Source organism: Pelagivirga sediminicola (genome assembly GCF_003072125.1).
Lineage (GTDB): Bacteria > Pseudomonadota > Alphaproteobacteria > Rhodobacterales > Rhodobacteraceae > Roseovarius > Roseovarius sediminicola.
Genome location: NZ_QCYH01000006.1, coordinates 95,418 through 109,974 on the forward strand (window position 1 = coordinate 95,418; position 14,557 = coordinate 109,974).

Here is a 14,557-nt window from a genome sequence, read left to right on the forward strand (position 1 = left end):
TCTGGACCCTGCCGTGGCGGCGCTGTATGGCGGGGCATGCAATCTGAATACACGCCCCCCGATACGCCGCTGGATGTTCTGCACGAGGATCACGAGGTGCTGGCCGTGGTCAAGCCCGACGGCCTGCTGTCGGTGCCCGGCAAGGGCGCGCATCTGGCCGATTGCCTGCTGACCCGCGTGCAGGCGGCGTTTCCCACCGCGCTGCTGGTGCATCGGCTGGACCGGGACACGTCCGGCGTGATGGTGTTCGCGCTGACGGATCATGCGCAGCGGTTCCTGTCGAAGGAATTCGAGGAGCGGCGCGCGCGCAAGACTTACGTCGCGCGCGTGGCCGGGCGGCTGGAGCCGAAGATCGGCGCCGTCGATCTGCCGCTGATCGTGGATTGGCCGAACCGGCCGCGGCAGATGGTCTGCCACGAGACGGGCAAGCCATCGCTGACGGAATACCGGGTGCTGAAGGCCGCGGATGGCGAAAGCCGCGTGCGGCTGTGGCCGAGGACGGGGCGTACCCACCAGCTGCGCGTGCATATGCTGGCGCTGGGGCATCCCATTCTGGGCGATCCGCTCTATGCGCCGGATGCGGGTTTCGCTCGGATGATGCTGCACGCCGAAGAGCTGCGCCTGAGCCATCCCGAAAGCGGGCGGGGCATGTCGTTTCGCGCCAAGGCGCCGTTCTAGGGTTTCAGCACGCGGTCAGTCAGGTTCAGGCGCGCCGCGATGATCGGCCTCAGCGCCTCGGCCAGATCTGGATCGTCCTTCTGCAGCAGGGCAAGCTCATCCAGCCGGTTGGCGGCGACAAGATGCAGCGCATCCATCCGCGGCATGCCATCCGCGTGGCGTGGCAGGCGCGACACCGGCTGAATGATCTCGGGGCGCGGCGCGGGGGCGAGGGCGGCCAGTGTGGCCGCGTCCAGCGGCGTTTCGACAAACGCATAAAGCCCGACGCCCTTGGCGGGCAGCGCATAGGTGCTGAGCGCGACGTCCGTCACCTCGGGGTGCGCCATCAGCGCCGCTGTCAGGCCGGGACCGTCGCGGTCGATGCGGTCCTCGGTGCCCTCTCCGTCGGACCAGTTCATCAGGCGGCGCGTGACGAAATTATAGGCGCGCTTGCCGGTGGCCATCCAGATCCGCGACGGCAGCGCCTTTTGCGCCAGCATGCGGCGTTCGGACGGGGTCAGCAGATCGGGCGCATAGGCGCGTTTCTGTTTCAGCAGGTGGCGCAGATCCTCGCGCGCCATGACGCGAAAGAGGCGCCCGCGTCGGCGATGGACCGAGGCGAGTTGAAAGTCGATCACGGCGGCGCGGCCATCGGGCGTCATCAGCCAGTTCTGCGGCTTGGCGATGTCGTTATGCGTGACGCCCGCGCGCCGCATCTCGCGCAGCAGGCGCTTGGCATCGCGATACCACGCGGGATCGGCCGGCCTGGCCAGCTGCAGCGGCGTGCCCTGGGTCCAGCTGCGCAGCAGGCCGGTGCGGTCGACCCGCACGAGCGCCGGGCAGCCGTCGATCCCCTGCACCGCGCGCAGGCCGCGGATTTCCTTGCGTGCAAGGGCCCATGCGAGCGGGCGCGCGTAGAAGGGCACGGTATCCAGCTTGCGCAGGACCACGGGAAAATCGGGCACGCCCTCCAGATGGCCTGAAATCGTCTCGGAGAAAATGTCGCGCTTGTGCACGGTTTCGGGGACGAAAGCGGCTTGCGCGATGTCGCGGTATTGGTTCAACGATCTGGTTTCCATTCGTGCTGCCTGCGGCCGCGCTGGTTAATGTGACGGTCGACTGAAGAGTGCAGCCAATGTGCCGCGAAGAAAAGCCGTGCGCTTCACAAAGCGAAGCCGCGAAAAGAGCATCGCAGGTGATATGATGCGCGCCAGCGCATGCCCGACGGCGCGGCTGCGGGCCAGCGGGCGGTGGTGCTTGCGCATGGTATAAAGACGTGACCAGCCCATATGCCACGCCTTGAGCCGTTCGACCGCGATCCGTGGCCCTGATGAAGATCCGCCGCCGATATGACTGACCCGCGCGTCATCAACCAGAATGAGCGGGCAGGTGTTTTGGCGCAGGCGCACGGCAAGATCATCATCTTCGTAGAAGAGGAAGATTGCGGGATCAAACCCTCCGATCTTGTCGAAATCGCGTTTGCGCATGAAGATCGCGGCGCCCGTCAGTATGGCCAGTTCGCCGCCTGCTGGGGGACCGCCGCGCGGCATGTGTTCGGAGCGCGGGATAAGGTCACTCTTGCGTTTCAGCACCCGGTCGCCGGTGTCGTCCAGTATGCGCGGGTTGAAAGCGCCCGCTTCGGGGTGTTGCGCGGCGGCTGCCAGAAGGATTTCCAGCGTTTTTTCGCCCAGCACCGTGTCGGGGTTCAGGAAAAGTATGAATTGCGTTGTTGCCGCCGCGGCGCCTGTATTACAAGCGCGGCCAAACCCGAGGTTTTGCCCGTTCTCGATCAACTTGCCATGTGGCCGCTTGGCCAGATTACGGATCTGTTCCATATCGGCCGAGCCGTTGTCCACGATCACAACAGGGCAGACATCCGGAACCGATGCCAGCATGTTTCCCAGCACTGCCGCACTGTTGAAACTGACCGTGACGATTGTCACGTCGGACAAATCTTGCCTCATGGCTTGGGCGCAATCATTCGGTTGCCGTTGGCGGGCGAGAAGCGCCTGACGGCCCTGCGATACCTGCCGCGCTGAATTTCGCGGCGAAGCTTCTCGATAAGTCCGCGATTGTGCCTCTGTATTGTACTGCCCGCCAATTCTGCGTCTATATGAACCACCCCGGATGGATAGACCGTCGATGGTGGCAGGCCAGTGAACCAGTGGCTTTGAACGAACGTATCGACCGGGCGGTCGAATGTCGCGCAGTGTTTCAGCAGTTGGGCCGCGCCACTACGGCTGACGAGTTGCGCCGTGGCACCCAAGCCGGGGTTCTCCGCTTTCACGATGTTCGCACCGCATCGCTGATCAATCGGTTGCAACCTGCCCTTCGGAGCATGGGGGCGCATCTTGATGTAACCCAGGCTGCCGATGTGCCGCAAAGCCAGATCGCGGGCGGGCGCAAATAGCGGCCACTCCAGCGCGACATCATCTTCCAGTATCAGAGCCGCATCCAGATCGCGGCGGACAATCTCGGCCCATATTTGCCTGTGGCTCAGGAAGCATCCTATTTCACCTGGACGCAGCTTAAACGGATACCACGGGCGAAACAGTCTCGGCCGGTAGACCGCGTCCAGTTCCGCTGCGGACAGGCTAGCCCCGTCCACTGCGGGCCAGATTTCACCATCCAGCCCGCAGGTTTCCAGCAGCGCTTCTGCGTTCTTCCGCCGCGCCTCGGCGCGGGCGAGATGAAGGACAAAAGCGCCGACTTTCATGTCAGGCCGCCGGATCGTAGCCCGAGACGGACTTGACCTCGATAAAGTCCTCGATGCCCCAGGGGCCGCCCTCGCGGCCGTTGCCGGACTGCTTCATGCCGCCGAAGGGGGCGCCCATGCCGCGGCTCTGGCCATTGACCTCGACCATGCCGGCGCGCAGCGCGCGGGCGACGCGGGCGGCGCGGGCCGGATCCTGCGTCTGGACGTAATCGGTCAGGCCGTAGGGCGTGTTGTTGGCGATGTGGATGCCCTCCTCTTCGTCATCGAAGGGGATGATCGACAGCACCGGGCCAAAGATCTCCTCGCGGGCGATGATCATCGCGTTGTTCACATCAGCGAACACCGTCGGCTTGACGTAAAAGCCGCGGTTCAGCCCGTCGGGACGGCCGACACCGCCGGCGACAAGGCGCGCGCCCTCGTCGATGCCCTTCTGGATCAGGTCCTGGATCTTGTTGAACTGAACCTCGTTCACGACCGGGCCGATATGATCGCCCTCTTCGCTGGCGGGGCCGACCTTGATGGAATTGGCGACCTGCGTGGCGGTTTCGACCGCCTTGTCATAGACCTCGCGCTGCACGATCATGCGGGTCGGCGCGTTGCAGGACTGGCCGGAGTTGTTCATGCAATGCTCGACACCGCGCTTGACCGCGTCATCATCGGCATCGGCAAAGACCAGGTTCGCGCCCTTGCCGCCCAGCTCCAGGCTGACGCGTTTCAGCGTGTCGGCGGCGGCCTTGGAGATCAGCTTGCCCGCGCGGGACGAGCCGGTAAAGCTGACCATGTCCACGTCGGGATGCTCGGTCAGAAGGGTGCCGACGCCGGCGCCGTCGCCGTTGATCAGGTTGAACACGCCGGGGGGGAAGCCCGCCTCGTCCATCATCTCGGCGAAAACCATCGACGACAGGGGCGATTCCTCGGACGGCTTGAGCACCATGGTGCAGCCCGCGACGGCGGCGGCCACCACTTTCAGCGTGACCTGGTTCATCGGCCAGTTCCACGGCGTGATCAGCGCGGCAACCCCGATCGGCTCGTTGCGGATATAGCTGCCGGGGGTGTCCGGATCATGGGGATGCTCGAACTCATATTCCTTCGCGGCGGCCAGAAACGCGGCGATGTGGCCTGCGCCGGCCGCTGTCTGCTGCTCGCGGGCCAGATCGATCGGCGCGCCCATCTCAAGGCTAATGGCCTGCGCCATATCCTCGGCGCGGGATTCGTAAACCTTTGCCAGTTTCTCGACCAGCGCGATCCGCTCGGCGGGGGGCGTGTTCATCCAGTCGGGGAAGGCCGCCTTGGCCGCGGCGACGGCGGCATCGACATCACCGTCGCAGCCCAGCGTGATGATCGCGCAGGGCTCTTCCGTCGAGGGGTTGATGACCTGGTGATCGCGCTCCTGCGCCGGATCTGACCAGTTGCCGTTGATATAGAATTGACGCTTCTCGATCATGTCGGATCTCCCTTTTCCGGTTTTGTATCGGCAAGTGCGAGGGGCGCTGTCGCGCTCGTCCTTGCACGCTTGCCCAAGACATAGTCCCGGCGCGGGCCGGTCGCAAGACGGACGCATGCCGCTGCGGCATTTCTGGGGGGTGCAAATTCGCGTCCGGGCTCTTATCTTGCGCTCAAACGCATATAACAAACCGCGAAAGGACTGCTCACATGGCATTGCGCATCAACGACACCGTCCCGAACTTCACCGCCGATACCGACCACGGCGAGATCACGTTTCACGATTTCATCGGTGACAGCTGGACGATCCTGTTCTCGCATCCCAAGGATTTCACGCCGGTCTGCACCACCGAATTCGGCGCCGTCGCGCGTCTGTCGGACGAATGGGAAAAGCGCGGCACCAAGGTGATCGGCATCTCGGTCGACAGCGCTGAGGAGCACAAGAAATGGAAAGGCGACATCGAACAGGTCGCAGGCACCAAGGCCGGCTTTCCGATCATCGCCGACGAGGGCCTGGAAGTGTCCAAGGCGTTCGACATGCTGCCCGCCGAGGCCTATATGCCCGATGGCCGCACCCCCAATGACAGCGCGACCGTGCGCGCGGTCTTCATCATCGGCCCCGACAAGAAGCTGAAGCTGTCGATGACCTATCCGATGAACGTGGGCCGCAACTTTGCCGAGGTGCTGCGCGCGCTGGATGCGCTGCAGACCGCGGCGAAGAACAGCGTGGCAACCCCGGCCGACTGGCAGGTGGGCGAGGACGTGGTGATCCCGACATCCGTGAGTGACGCGGATGCCAAGGAAAAGTTCGGCGAATTCAACACCGTGCTGCCTTACCTGCGCATGACCAAGCTGAAAGCCTGAGGCATCTTTGCAAGCCGATGAACGGGCCCCGGCATCGCGCCGGGGCCTTTTTTGATCCGCCCGCGCCAGATTGCCGTCATGCGCGGGCATTCGCTGCAACGCGGCAAAACCGGCAGGATCCTGCCGGTTGCGGGGGCCGCGCGCTTGCCAGCCCGCCTTTCGTCTGGCCAATAAGCGGGGTCGATTCCTTCTGGAGAGCCCCGGATGAAGATCCTGCGCAGCATTTTGGCAGCCTCGCTGCTGTTCACCGCGGCCTGTGCCGATAAGGCGCCTACCGAGTCGCCCACCATATCGAGCAGCTCGACCATGCCGCTGCATCCCGGCGAGACGCCGCAGATCCGGCAGCTGGTCAACAAGTATGCCGACCATTACCAGGTGCCCCGGCCTCTTGTTCACAAGGTCATCCAGCGCGAAAGCGATTATCGGCCCAATGCGCGCAACGGCCCCTATATGGGCATGATGCAGATCCTGCCCGCCACCGCCCGCGGCATGGGTTTTTCCGGGCGCGACACCGATCTTCTGGATGCCGAAACGAACCTGCATTTCGCCGTCAAGTATCTGCGCGGTGCGTGGATGGTGTCGGACGGCGACATGGACGAGGCGGTGATGTGGTATGCCAAGGGCTATTACTATGAGGCCCGCAACCGCTGCCTTCTGGTCGAGACCGAGCTGAAGACGCGCGAAATTGCCAAGCATTGCCGCTAAGGCGTTTCGCGAAACGCCTTGGGCCGCTTGCCGGATTTGAGGCAAATGCCGGATACTTGGCATTTGATTGCCGCCGGAAGCTGAGGTAACGTCAATTCATCGGGCCAGGACGGCCGGAACCTTTTTCTGAAGACACGTGTGGTGCGTAGGGAGCACGTGGGGTGGCAGGGGGTTTCGGCATAGGCCGGAACCCCCTGTTTTTTTTGGCTTCCAACGTTGCTATCGCTGCGGCTCACAGGGACATGCAGTTCAGCCGCAACGCGAAAAGGCCCCGCCGGAACGGGGCCTTTCGTAATCTCTGGCTCAAAGGGTCGGGCGGAAATGCTGCCTTACTTCGCTTTCAGCTCATTGGTGCACTTGCGGACTTCATAGACGGCATTCTTGGCGCCGCTCATGTCCACGATATAGCTTTCGGGCGTCTCGGGGAACGCGACCAGTTCCTTGCCAAGCTCGATATCCTTCACGAACTCGGGGTTGTTCACGAGGATGTAGCCGCCCTCATACCCGTCAGCCAGGCTTGCGCCAACGCCCGTTGCTTCGCCGACATAGAGGTTGCCATTGGCCAGTACGGCGATCTCCTGCTTGGGCGCGACGTCCTCGGCCAGTTGCGAGAAGAGGCCCAGATAACCGGCCTGCTCGTCCTTGGTAAATCCGAACTGGACGATGGCGCCGGATTCGCTCTGGTAGGAGGCAAAGCAGGAGCCGCGCGTCGCGTTCTCACGAATCGTCCATGCGCCGGCATCGCGATACTTGGAAATCTCGTCGCCCTTGGCGGGCAGCACTTCGGTGTCTGCGGCCAGTGTCGGTGTGGCAAAGACAAGTGCGATGGCGGTGAGGGCTGGTGTCAGCTTGATCATGAGTAAGTCCTTTCGTGTCATAATAAAACCCGCCGAACATATGGCGAGCTATAACCGGGCAACTTGCGCCGCCCTTCATCGTGACAACCCGCGGGTTTGTGGTTTGGTTCCGCCGCGCCGGAACAATCACCCCTGCGGCAGGCCGCCGAGCGCGCAGATGATATCCCATGCCTGGCGCGTCACAGGCTGCACCGACAGGCGCGGCTGTCGCACCAGCGCCATGTCCGCAAGGCGGGGATCGGCCTTGATCACGTCGAGTGTCACCGGGCGCGGCAGTGCCGCCAGCGCGCGGATGTCCACACATTCCCAGCGGGGGCCATCCGCGGTGCCGTCTGGATGTGCCTCCGCGCAGATCTCGACAATGCCCACGATCGCCCTCTCGCTCTGGCTGTGGTAGAAGAACCCGCGATCGCCGATGGCCATCTCGCGCATGAAATTCCGCGCCTGGTAGTTGCGCACGCCGTCCCATTGCTCGCCCGCACCGCCGCGCCGGACCTGGTCCTGCCAGCTCCAGACGGACGGTTCCGTCTTGAACAGCCAGTAGCGCATGATGGCTAGATGACCTTGTTCCAATGGATCAGCTCGACCGTCTCGAACAGTCCCGCCTTGCCGTAGGGATCATGTGCAACCCAGTCCTCCGCGGCGGCCATGTCCGCCACATCCAGCACCACGAGCGAGCCGCACATCTGCCCGGCTGCGTCCATCAACGGGCCCGCCTGCGCGACGGCGCCGGAATTTTTCAGATAGGCGACATGCGCGTCGCGATTGTCGAGGCGCGTTTGCAGCGCGCCGGGCTTGTCCCGGCCGATAAGGGCGATCAGCATGCTGGCTCCTTCAGTTACATCGCCGCCAGCGTATCGCGCGGCGCGGGGCGGTGCAATTCAGGCCTTGGCGCCCTTGCGGCCCGATCCCAGCATCGCGGGGCTTGCCGCGTCCAGGGGCCAGCGCGGCCTTGCGGCCAGCGTCATGTCATCGCGCACGCCCAGACGGAACAGCTCGGCCCCCGCATAGGCGATCATGGCGGCATTATCGGTGCACAGCGCCAGCGGCGGCGCCACAAAGCGTGTGTCGGCCCCCTCTGCCACATCTACCAGCGCCGCGCGGATCGCCTGATTGGCCGCGACGCCGCCCGCAACGGCCAGCAGCCGCAGATCGGGATGCGCGGCCAGCGCGCGCCGCGTCTTTTCCGCCAGCACATCGCGCACGGCGGCCTGAAATCCGGCGCACAGGTCGGCGCGGTCCTGCCGTGTCAGCCCGCCAGCCTCGGCCATCTGCGCGTTGCGCGCGCGCAGCAGGGCGGTCTTCAGCCCCGAAAAGGACATGTCGCAACCGGGCCGGTCCAGCAGGGGGCGGGGGAAGGCATGGCGCGCCGCGTCGCCCTGCCGTGCCTCGGCCTCCACGGCGGGGCCGCCGGGCTGGCCAAGGCCCAGAAGGCGTGCGGTCTTGTCGAATGCCTCGCCGGGAGCGTCGTCGATGGTGCCGCCGATGCGCGTGAATTCCTGCGCGCCGTCGACCCGCAAGAACTGGCAATGCCCGCCCGAGACCAGCAGCATGAGATAGGGATAGGGGACGGCGTCCGTCAGGCGCGGGGTCAGCGCGTGGCCCGCCAGATGGTTCACCCCGATCAGCGGCAGGTCCGCGCCCGCCGCCAGCCCCTTGGCGCACATCACGCCCGACATCACGCCGCCGATCAGCCCCGGCCCGGCGGTGACGGCAATGGCGTCCATGTCGCGCAAGGTCAAACCGCTGGCGCGCAGCACCTCGGCAACGCACAGATCCAGCTTTTCGGCATGGGCGCGTGCGGCGATTTCGGGCACGACGCCGCCGAATGCGGCATGCAGCTGCGCCTGTCCGTGCACCGTCTGCGCTAAAATTTCAGCTGTGCCATTCAAGCGCACGATGGCGGCTGCCGTGTCGTCACAGCTGCTTTCCAGTCCCAGGATCGTCAGGGTGTCTGCCATGGTATCGCGTCCGGTTCCGCCCGTTGCGTGTCTGTGCTGCGCCAAGTATCACTGGGCGTGCGATCCCACAACAGCGGAGCGGCCCATTGCCCCCCACCATCCTCATCACCCGGCCCGAACCCGGCGCGGGCAGCTTCATTGCCGCGCTGCGGGGCCTGCCGGGGGGCGATCTGCCGGTCGTCCTCTCGCCCGTCCTGCGGATCGAGCCGCAGGGCGAACTGCCTGATCTGGAGGGGGTGCGGTGGCTGATCTTCACCTCCCAGCAGGGGGTGTTCCGCTATGCCGAGTTGACGGCGCGGCGCGATATTCCCGTCTATGCCGTGGGCGACACCACAGCCAGCGCCGCCGAGGCGGCAGGGATGCGCGCCATCTCGTGCGGCGGCGATGCGCGCGATCTTCTGGCGCGTATCAGGGCCGACAATGCGATCGGCCCGATGCTGCATCTGCGGGGCGCCCATGCGGCGGCGGATGTGGCGGGCGCGCTTCGCGCCGAAGGGATCGCCGCGACCGATGCGGTGCTTTACGTGCAAAAGCGCCTTTCCCTGACGGAGGAGGCGCGCGCCTGCCTGAACGGCGACGCGCCGGTGATCGCGCCCGTGTTTTCACCGCGCAGCGCAGCGGCGCTCTTGGAGGGTGCGGCGCCGCGCGCGCCGCTGGTGATCCTGGCCATCAGCCGCGCTGCTGCGGACCGCGTGCCGCAGGGCGCCGCGTCCGCCTGCATCGTCGCGGACCGGCCCGATGCCGCCGGAATGTTGCGCGCCTGGCCCGCCGCGCTGGCCGAGGCGTATCGCCTTGAGGGAACAAAGAGTGCGCAGTAAGGTTGTCAGGTTCAGAATAACGGGCAGATTCGGAAGGGACGGCTGACGTGGCAGAAAAAAAGGGACCTTCAGGACGCAAAGGCACAGCCGCCAAGGGCAAGGACGCCTCGGCCGGGGCTGATGCCGAAGCCAAGCCCGAAGGCGCAAACCCGTCCGGCACTGCGGCCAAAGGAGCGCCGAAACCCGGCAAGGCTGCTGCGGGAAAAAGTGCCGCTGCGAAGACAAGCACCGCCGCTAGCGCTCCAAAGAGGGCAGCAGCGAAGAGCGGTACTGCCACGAGCGACAGCAGCGTTAAGAGTGACGCTGCGACCAGCGACAGTGCCAAGAGCGACACAGCAAAGACCAGCGCGGCCAAACCCAGTGACGCCGCGACGGGCGCCACTGCAACTGGCGCAAAACCCACAAGTGACGCGAAGCCGGGGATCGGATCCGATGCATCGTCGGGCGCGGGCAGCATCTCCCAGACCGCGGATGGAACCTCTGCCAGCTCGATCCCGGCCTCCGGTCCCCGCAGCACGGGGCCGGCGGCGGCGAGCGCGGCATCCGGCGCCGCGCGTGAGACCAAGCCTGCGGCGGCAACGGCATCCACCAGCACGGCGCGCAGCGCGGCCAGCGCCACACCGGCGCAGCCCGCACCGCAGCGCAAGGGCGGCTTCGTGCCGCTCCTGCTCGGGGGCGTCTGCGCCGCTGCGATCGGCTTTGGCGCGGCGTACTACATGGGCATCATGGCGCCTGATCAAACAGCGCAGAGTGATCTCGATGCCAGACTGGCCGATCAGGCCGCCCGGATCGACCAGTTGCAGGCCCAGATCGACGGCCTGCCTGCCGCGCCCGACACCAGCGGCTTCGAGGCCGCGCAATCGGACCTGGACGCCCGGATATCGCAACTGGCCGAGCAGGTTGAAACCGTGTCCGGTCGCCTGGCCGAGGTCGAGGCGCAGCCCTCCGGCACCGATGGCACCGGCGTGACCACCGGCCAGCTGACCGATCTGCGCCAGACCGTGAACGCACAGGGCGAGCAGATTGCCGCGCTCGTTGCCGAAGCGGAGCGGCGCGATGACGTGGCCCGCGCCTCGGCCCAGCAGGATCTGCGCCGCGCGGCACTGACGCGCATCCGCACTGCCCTGGACACCGGCACGCCCTTCGACGAAGCGCTGGGCGATCTGGAGCGGGCGGGCATGTCCGCCCCCGACGCGCTGCAGGATGTGGCGGCGGCGGGCGTTCCGACGCAGGCCGCGCTTCAGGCCGATTTCGCGCCCGCCGCGCGGGCCGCGCTGGCCACTGCGCGCAAGAGCGGCGATGAGGATGACGGCGGCTTTTGGTCCTTCATGTCCGGTCAGCTGGGCGCGCGGTCGCTGGAGCGGCGCGAGGGGCCGGGCACCGACGCCACCCTGTCGCGCGCCGAGGATGACATGCGCCAGGGCAATCTGGAGGCCGCCGTTTCGGAGGTCGAGACATTGCCGGACCCCGCCCGCGCCGAGCTTTCGGACTGGGCCGCGTCCGTGCGCGCACGGATCGAAGCCCTCGCCGCGTATGATGCGCTGGCCGCTAAATTGAACTGAAACCGAAAGGGCACGCCTCATAATGCTGTGGTCAATCATCAAGATCGTCGTTTTCCTGGCCCTCGTGGTGCTGGTCACCTTCGGCGCGTCCTACCTGCTGGAGCTGGATGGCGGCGTGCGCATCGTCATGGCCGGGATCGAATTGAACCTGACCCCGCTCAAGGCCGTTCTGGCGCTGGCGCTGATCATCCTGGTCCTGTGGCTGCTGCTGAAACTGGCGGCATTGCTGATCGCGGTGCTGAAGTTCATCAACGGCGATGAAACCGCGATTTCGCGCTATTTCGACCGCAACAGGCAGGAAAAGGGCTATCGCGCGCTGTCCGAGGGCATGCTGGCGCTGGCATCCGGCGAAGGCGACGTGGCCATGGCCCGCGCCGCCCGCGCCGAGCGCTATCTGAAAAAGCCCGCGCTGACCAACCTTGTGACGGCGCAAGCCGCCGAGATGTCGGGCGACCGTGCCAAGGCCGAAGAGGTGTACAAGCGCCTGCTGAAGGACGACCGCACCCGGTTTGTGGGTGTGCGCGGCATTTTGCGCCAGAAACTTGCCGACGGGGACACGGATACGGCGCTGAAACTGGCCGAGACGGCCTTTGGCCTGAAGCCCGCCCATCCGGAGATTCAGGACACGCTGCTGAAGCTTCAGACGGGGCAGGAGGATTGGGCCGGCGCGCGCTCCACCCTCAATGCCAAGCTGAAATTCGGCAACATCCCCCGCGATGTGCACAAGCGCCGCGATGCCGTGCTGGCGCTGTCGGCCGCGCGCGACATCGCCGTGGAGGGCAAGACCGTCGAGGCGCGCGAGGCCGCGATCGAGGCGAACAAGCTGTCGCCGCATCTGATCCCCGCTGCGGTCATGGCCGCGCGCAGCTACATCGCGCAGGGCGCACCGCGCTATGCGGCCCGCGTGATCCGCAAGGCATGGGACCAGCAGCCGCATCCCGATCTGGCCGCGGCCTTTGCCGCCATCGCCCCGGACGAGACGCCGCAGCAGCGCCTGAAACGGTTTGGAAAGCTGATCACCGCGCGCCCCGATCACCGCGAATCGCGCTTGGTCGAGGCCGAGCTGAACCTTGCCGCCGAAGATTTCCCCGCCGCCCGCCGCGCGCTTGGCGATCTGGTGGAAAAGGATCCTGACGCGCGCGTTCTGACCATCATGGCCGCCGTCGAGCGCGGCGAAGGTGCGCCGGACCGCGTGGTCAAGGGATGGCTTGCCCGCGCGCTGACCGCGCCGCGCGGCCCGCAATGGATCTGCAACAATTGCCAGAACATCCATGGCGAGTGGGCGCCCGCCTGCGATCATTGCGGCGCGTTCGACACGCTCGCGTGGAGGACACCCCCGCAGAGCGATGTCACATCGCCCACCGGGGTCGAGATGCTGCCGCTGATCATGGGCGATCTTGAGGATCACAGCGCCAAGGACGTCGCCAGCGTCGTCGACGCCGAGATCGTCGATACCGAGCCGGAAACGCCCGATGATGCGACCGATGCGACCGATACGAGCGAGGCCAAGAACTAGGCGCCGCGCCATGCGCGCGGTTTCGATCGAATTTCAAGGTGATGATGGTGCCCCAAGACGGACTCGAACCGCCGACCTACTATTTACGAAACAGTTGCTCTACCAGCTGAGCTATTGGGGCTGTGCGGCTGTTCGTCTAAACGCTAAGCGAAGACCGCGCAAGACAGAATTATCACGCCGATCGGCCGCCTGAAAGGCCGCAGATGAGGCGGCCCTGCCTCACGCCCAGACCTTCGGCAGCACGCACAGCATCTTGCAAGCGCCTGAATGGTGGTCCGCCCGCCGATCTTGATCGTGCCCGTGCCGGACGCTGGCCGATATCTGCTTGGCGGACCAAGGGTATGCCGCGCGAATGTGGCACTTCCCCTCGGTGCGCCGCGCGCATAGCATGAGCTGAAAGGAGACGCCCATGACCGACACGCTTCCGCTGACGATGAAGGCCGCCATCTGCCCCGCGCCAGGCGCGCCCGTGGAAATCCGCGAGGTGGCGATGCCGACGCCCGGCGCCGGTCAGGTTCTGGTGCAGATGGAGACCTGCGGCGTCTGCCATTCGGACCTGCATCTGCGCGAGGGGCAGGAAAATCTGCCGGACAGCCTCTATCCGCTCGTCCTTGGCCATGAGGGGATCGGGCGTGTCGTTCAGATCGGGGCGGGCACGAAGAACGCGCCGGAGATCGGCACGCGGATCGGCCTGCCCTGGATCTTCGAGACCTGCATGCAGTGCAAACCCTGCCGCACCGGGCACGAGGCTTTGTGCGCTGCGGGCAACGCGCGCGGCGTGCAGAAACACGGCGCCTTCGCGCAATACGCGCTTTGCCCGGCTGATTTCGCGGTCGAGATCCCCGAAGAGATCGATCCGCTCAGGGGGGCGCCGCTGCTTTGTGCGGGGCTGATGGCATGGTCGGCGCTGCGCAAGACGCGGCTGGAGGCGGGCACGAATGTGCTGATCATCGGCGCGGGCGGTCTGGGACAATATGCGATCCTGATCGCCAAGGTGCGCGGCGCGCGGGTGATGGTGGTGGACCGCGATCCATCGAAGCTGAAGACCGCGAAACGGCTGGGCGCCGATGTGATCGTGCCCACGGGCGAGGATGCGGGCGCCGAGATCAGGCAGGCGGGCGGCGCCGACGTAACGCTGAATTTCGCGCCGAGCCCGGCAATCTGGCCCATGATCGAGGCCGCGGCCAACCCGATGAGCGATATCGTTGCCGTCGCCATGGTGCATGACCCGATGCCGCTGTCGATGATGTGGCTGATCAACGGGGGGCACCGGGTGTTCGGCTCGTCCGTGGGCAGCCGTCAGGAGCTGGCCGATTTTCTGGCATTTGCCGCCGCGCACCCGCTCAGGGTGGAGGTGCAGGCGATCGCGCTGGAGGATGTGAATGCCGCGCTCGATGCGCTGAAGGCCGGCGACGTGGCCGGGCGGCTGTGCATCGATTTCGCGCAATAGACAAGGAG

16 protein-coding genes and 1 tRNA gene are annotated in these 14,557 nt (G+C 65.9%); 7 read left to right on the top strand and 10 right to left on the bottom strand.

Annotated elements, in window-relative coordinates; translation table 11 throughout:
* The first annotated feature begins 36 nt into the window (after nt 1-36).
* Nucleotides 37-678 (top strand): pseudouridine synthase, encoded by a 642-nt coding sequence (locus DC366_RS11680; protein ID WP_108692398.1) that lies wholly within the window; start codon nt 37-39, stop codon nt 676-678.
* Here the strand turns inward: DC366_RS11680 and DC366_RS11685 are convergent.
* Genes DC366_RS11685 through DC366_RS11700 form a run of 4 tightly spaced genes read right to left on the bottom strand, consistent with a single transcriptional unit; the run spans nt 675 to nt 4,817 of the window.
* The gene (locus DC366_RS11685) at nt 675-1,736 is read right to left on the bottom strand and encodes a serine/threonine protein kinase (RefSeq protein ID WP_108692399.1); all 1,062 of its coding nucleotides are present in this window, start codon (nt 1,734-1,736) and stop codon (nt 675-677) included. The two genes, DC366_RS11680 and DC366_RS11685, sit on opposite strands and share 4 nt — an antisense overlap.
* 24 nt (nt 1,737-1,760) lie before the next feature.
* Nucleotides 1,761-2,621 (bottom strand): glycosyltransferase family 2 protein, encoded by an 861-nt coding sequence (locus tag DC366_RS11690; protein ID WP_108692400.1) that lies wholly within the window; start codon nt 2,619-2,621, stop codon nt 1,761-1,763.
* Nucleotides 2,618-3,373 carry a glycosyltransferase family 25 protein gene (locus DC366_RS11695; protein WP_108692401.1) on the bottom strand — a complete coding sequence of 252 codons (756 nt, stop codon included), beginning with the start codon at nt 3,371-3,373 and terminating at the stop codon, nt 2,618-2,620. Before DC366_RS11695 ends, DC366_RS11690 begins: the two co-directional genes overlap by 4 nt.
* Before the next feature lies 1 nt (nt 3,374).
* A complete protein-coding gene (locus DC366_RS11700; RefSeq protein WP_108692402.1) occupies nt 3,375-4,817 on the bottom strand; it encodes an aldehyde dehydrogenase family protein in 1,443 nt (480 codons plus the stop codon).
* 209 nt (nt 4,818-5,026) lie between these two features.
* Here DC366_RS11700 and DC366_RS11705 point away from each other — a divergent pair, with 209 nt between their 5' ends.
* Nucleotides 5,027-5,680: a peroxiredoxin gene (locus DC366_RS11705; RefSeq protein ID WP_108692403.1), complete on the top strand. Its 654-nt coding sequence runs from the start codon at nt 5,027-5,029 to the stop codon at nt 5,678-5,680.
* On the opposite strand, the gene DC366_RS19885 is transcribed toward DC366_RS11705, so the two are convergent.
* Nucleotides 5,650-5,988 (bottom strand): hypothetical protein, encoded by a 339-nt coding sequence (locus DC366_RS19885; RefSeq protein ID WP_165802889.1) that lies wholly within the window; start codon nt 5,986-5,988, stop codon nt 5,650-5,652. The genes DC366_RS11705 and DC366_RS19885 overlap by 31 nt on opposite strands.
* Here DC366_RS19885 and DC366_RS11710 point away from each other — a divergent pair.
* Nucleotides 5,987-6,385 carry a lytic transglycosylase domain-containing protein gene (locus DC366_RS11710; RefSeq protein WP_341476695.1) on the top strand — a complete coding sequence of 133 codons (399 nt, stop codon included), beginning with the start codon at nt 5,987-5,989 and terminating at the stop codon, nt 6,383-6,385. The genes DC366_RS19885 and DC366_RS11710 overlap by 2 nt on opposite strands.
* Nucleotides 6,386-6,714: 329 nt before the next feature.
* Here DC366_RS11710 and DC366_RS11715 read toward each other — a convergent pair whose 3' ends face one another.
* From DC366_RS11715 to tsaD, 4 genes are all read right to left on the bottom strand, one after another.
* The gene (locus DC366_RS11715; protein WP_108692405.1) at nt 6,715-7,242 is read right to left on the bottom strand and encodes a hypothetical protein; all 528 of its coding nucleotides are present in this window, start codon (nt 7,240-7,242) and stop codon (nt 6,715-6,717) included.
* A gap of 126 nt (nt 7,243-7,368) precedes the next feature.
* Nucleotides 7,369-7,791, bottom strand: coding sequence for an EVE domain-containing protein (locus DC366_RS11720; RefSeq protein WP_108692406.1), 423 nt, complete (start codon nt 7,789-7,791; stop codon nt 7,369-7,371).
* A gap of 5 nt (nt 7,792-7,796) precedes the next feature.
* Nucleotides 7,797-8,066: a YciI family protein gene (locus DC366_RS11725; RefSeq protein WP_108692407.1), complete on the bottom strand. Its 270-nt coding sequence runs from the start codon at nt 8,064-8,066 to the stop codon at nt 7,797-7,799.
* 57 nt (nt 8,067-8,123) lie between these two features.
* On the bottom strand, nt 8,124-9,203 hold the full coding sequence (tsaD, locus tag DC366_RS11730; RefSeq protein ID WP_108692408.1) for a tRNA (adenosine(37)-N6)-threonylcarbamoyltransferase complex transferase subunit TsaD: 1,080 nt from the start codon (nt 9,201-9,203) through the stop codon (nt 8,124-8,126).
* Nucleotides 9,204-9,289: 86 nt separating this feature from the next.
* Between tsaD and DC366_RS11735 the strand changes: the two genes are divergently transcribed.
* From DC366_RS11735 to DC366_RS11745, 3 genes are read left to right on the top strand one after another with little or no spacing between them, the layout of a single operon-like run.
* Nucleotides 9,290-10,021, top strand: a complete 732-nt coding sequence (locus tag DC366_RS11735) for a uroporphyrinogen-III synthase (RefSeq protein WP_165802893.1) — start codon at nt 9,290-9,292, stop codon at nt 10,019-10,021.
* A gap of 47 nt (nt 10,022-10,068) precedes the next feature.
* Complete coding sequence (locus DC366_RS11740; RefSeq protein WP_108692409.1) at nt 10,069-11,583, top strand: hypothetical protein; 1,515 nt, start codon at nt 10,069-10,071, stop codon at nt 11,581-11,583.
* A 22-nt stretch (nt 11,584-11,605) separates the two neighbouring features.
* Nucleotides 11,606-13,099, top strand: coding sequence for a heme biosynthesis protein HemY (locus tag DC366_RS11745; RefSeq protein ID WP_108692410.1), 1,494 nt, complete (start codon nt 11,606-11,608; stop codon nt 13,097-13,099).
* A 45-nt stretch (nt 13,100-13,144) separates the two neighbouring features.
* Here DC366_RS11745 and DC366_RS11750 read toward each other — a convergent pair.
* A tRNA-Thr gene (locus DC366_RS11750) sits at nt 13,145-13,220 on the bottom strand.
* Nucleotides 13,221-13,508: 288 nt separating this feature from the next.
* Here DC366_RS11750 and DC366_RS11760 point away from each other — a divergent pair.
* Nucleotides 13,509-14,549: an alcohol dehydrogenase catalytic domain-containing protein gene (locus DC366_RS11760; protein ID WP_108692412.1), complete on the top strand. Its 1,041-nt coding sequence runs from the start codon at nt 13,509-13,511 to the stop codon at nt 14,547-14,549.
* Nucleotides 14,550-14,557: the final 8 nt, after the last annotated feature.

Bases quoted from the DNA above. Each gene is read 5' to 3' on its own strand.
- DC366_RS11680 (WP_108692398.1), top strand. From the start codon at position 37: ATGCAATCTGAATACACGCCCCCCGATACGCCGCTGGATGTTCTGCAC.
- DC366_RS11685 (WP_108692399.1), bottom strand. From the start codon at position 1,736: ATGGAAACCAGATCGTTGAACCAATACCGCGACATCGCGCAAGCCGCT.
- DC366_RS11690 (WP_108692400.1), bottom strand. From the start codon at position 2,621: ATGAGGCAAGATTTGTCCGACGTGACAATCGTCACGGTCAGTTTCAAC.
- DC366_RS11695 (WP_108692401.1), bottom strand. From the start codon at position 3,373: ATGAAAGTCGGCGCTTTTGTCCTTCATCTCGCCCGCGCCGAGGCGCGG.
- DC366_RS11700 (WP_108692402.1), bottom strand. From the start codon at position 4,817: ATGATCGAGAAGCGTCAATTCTATATCAACGGCAACTGGTCAGATCCG.
- DC366_RS11705 (WP_108692403.1), top strand. From the start codon at position 5,027: ATGGCATTGCGCATCAACGACACCGTCCCGAACTTCACCGCCGATACC.
- DC366_RS11710 (WP_341476695.1), top strand. From the start codon at position 5,987: ATGCCGCTGCATCCCGGCGAGACGCCGCAGATCCGGCAGCTGGTCAAC.
- DC366_RS19885 (WP_165802889.1), bottom strand. From the start codon at position 5,988: ATGGTCGAGCTGCTCGATATGGTGGGCGACTCGGTAGGCGCCTTATCG.
- DC366_RS11715 (WP_108692405.1), bottom strand. From the start codon at position 7,242: ATGATCAAGCTGACACCAGCCCTCACCGCCATCGCACTTGTCTTTGCC.
- DC366_RS11720 (WP_108692406.1), bottom strand. From the start codon at position 7,791: ATGCGCTACTGGCTGTTCAAGACGGAACCGTCCGTCTGGAGCTGGCAG.
- DC366_RS11725 (WP_108692407.1), bottom strand. From the start codon at position 8,066: ATGCTGATCGCCCTTATCGGCCGGGACAAGCCCGGCGCGCTGCAAACG.
- tsaD (WP_108692408.1), bottom strand. From the start codon at position 9,203: ATGGCAGACACCCTGACGATCCTGGGACTGGAAAGCAGCTGTGACGAC.
- DC366_RS11745 (WP_108692410.1), top strand. From the start codon at position 11,606: ATGCTGTGGTCAATCATCAAGATCGTCGTTTTCCTGGCCCTCGTGGTG.
- DC366_RS11760 (WP_108692412.1), top strand. From the start codon at position 13,509: ATGACCGACACGCTTCCGCTGACGATGAAGGCCGCCATCTGCCCCGCG.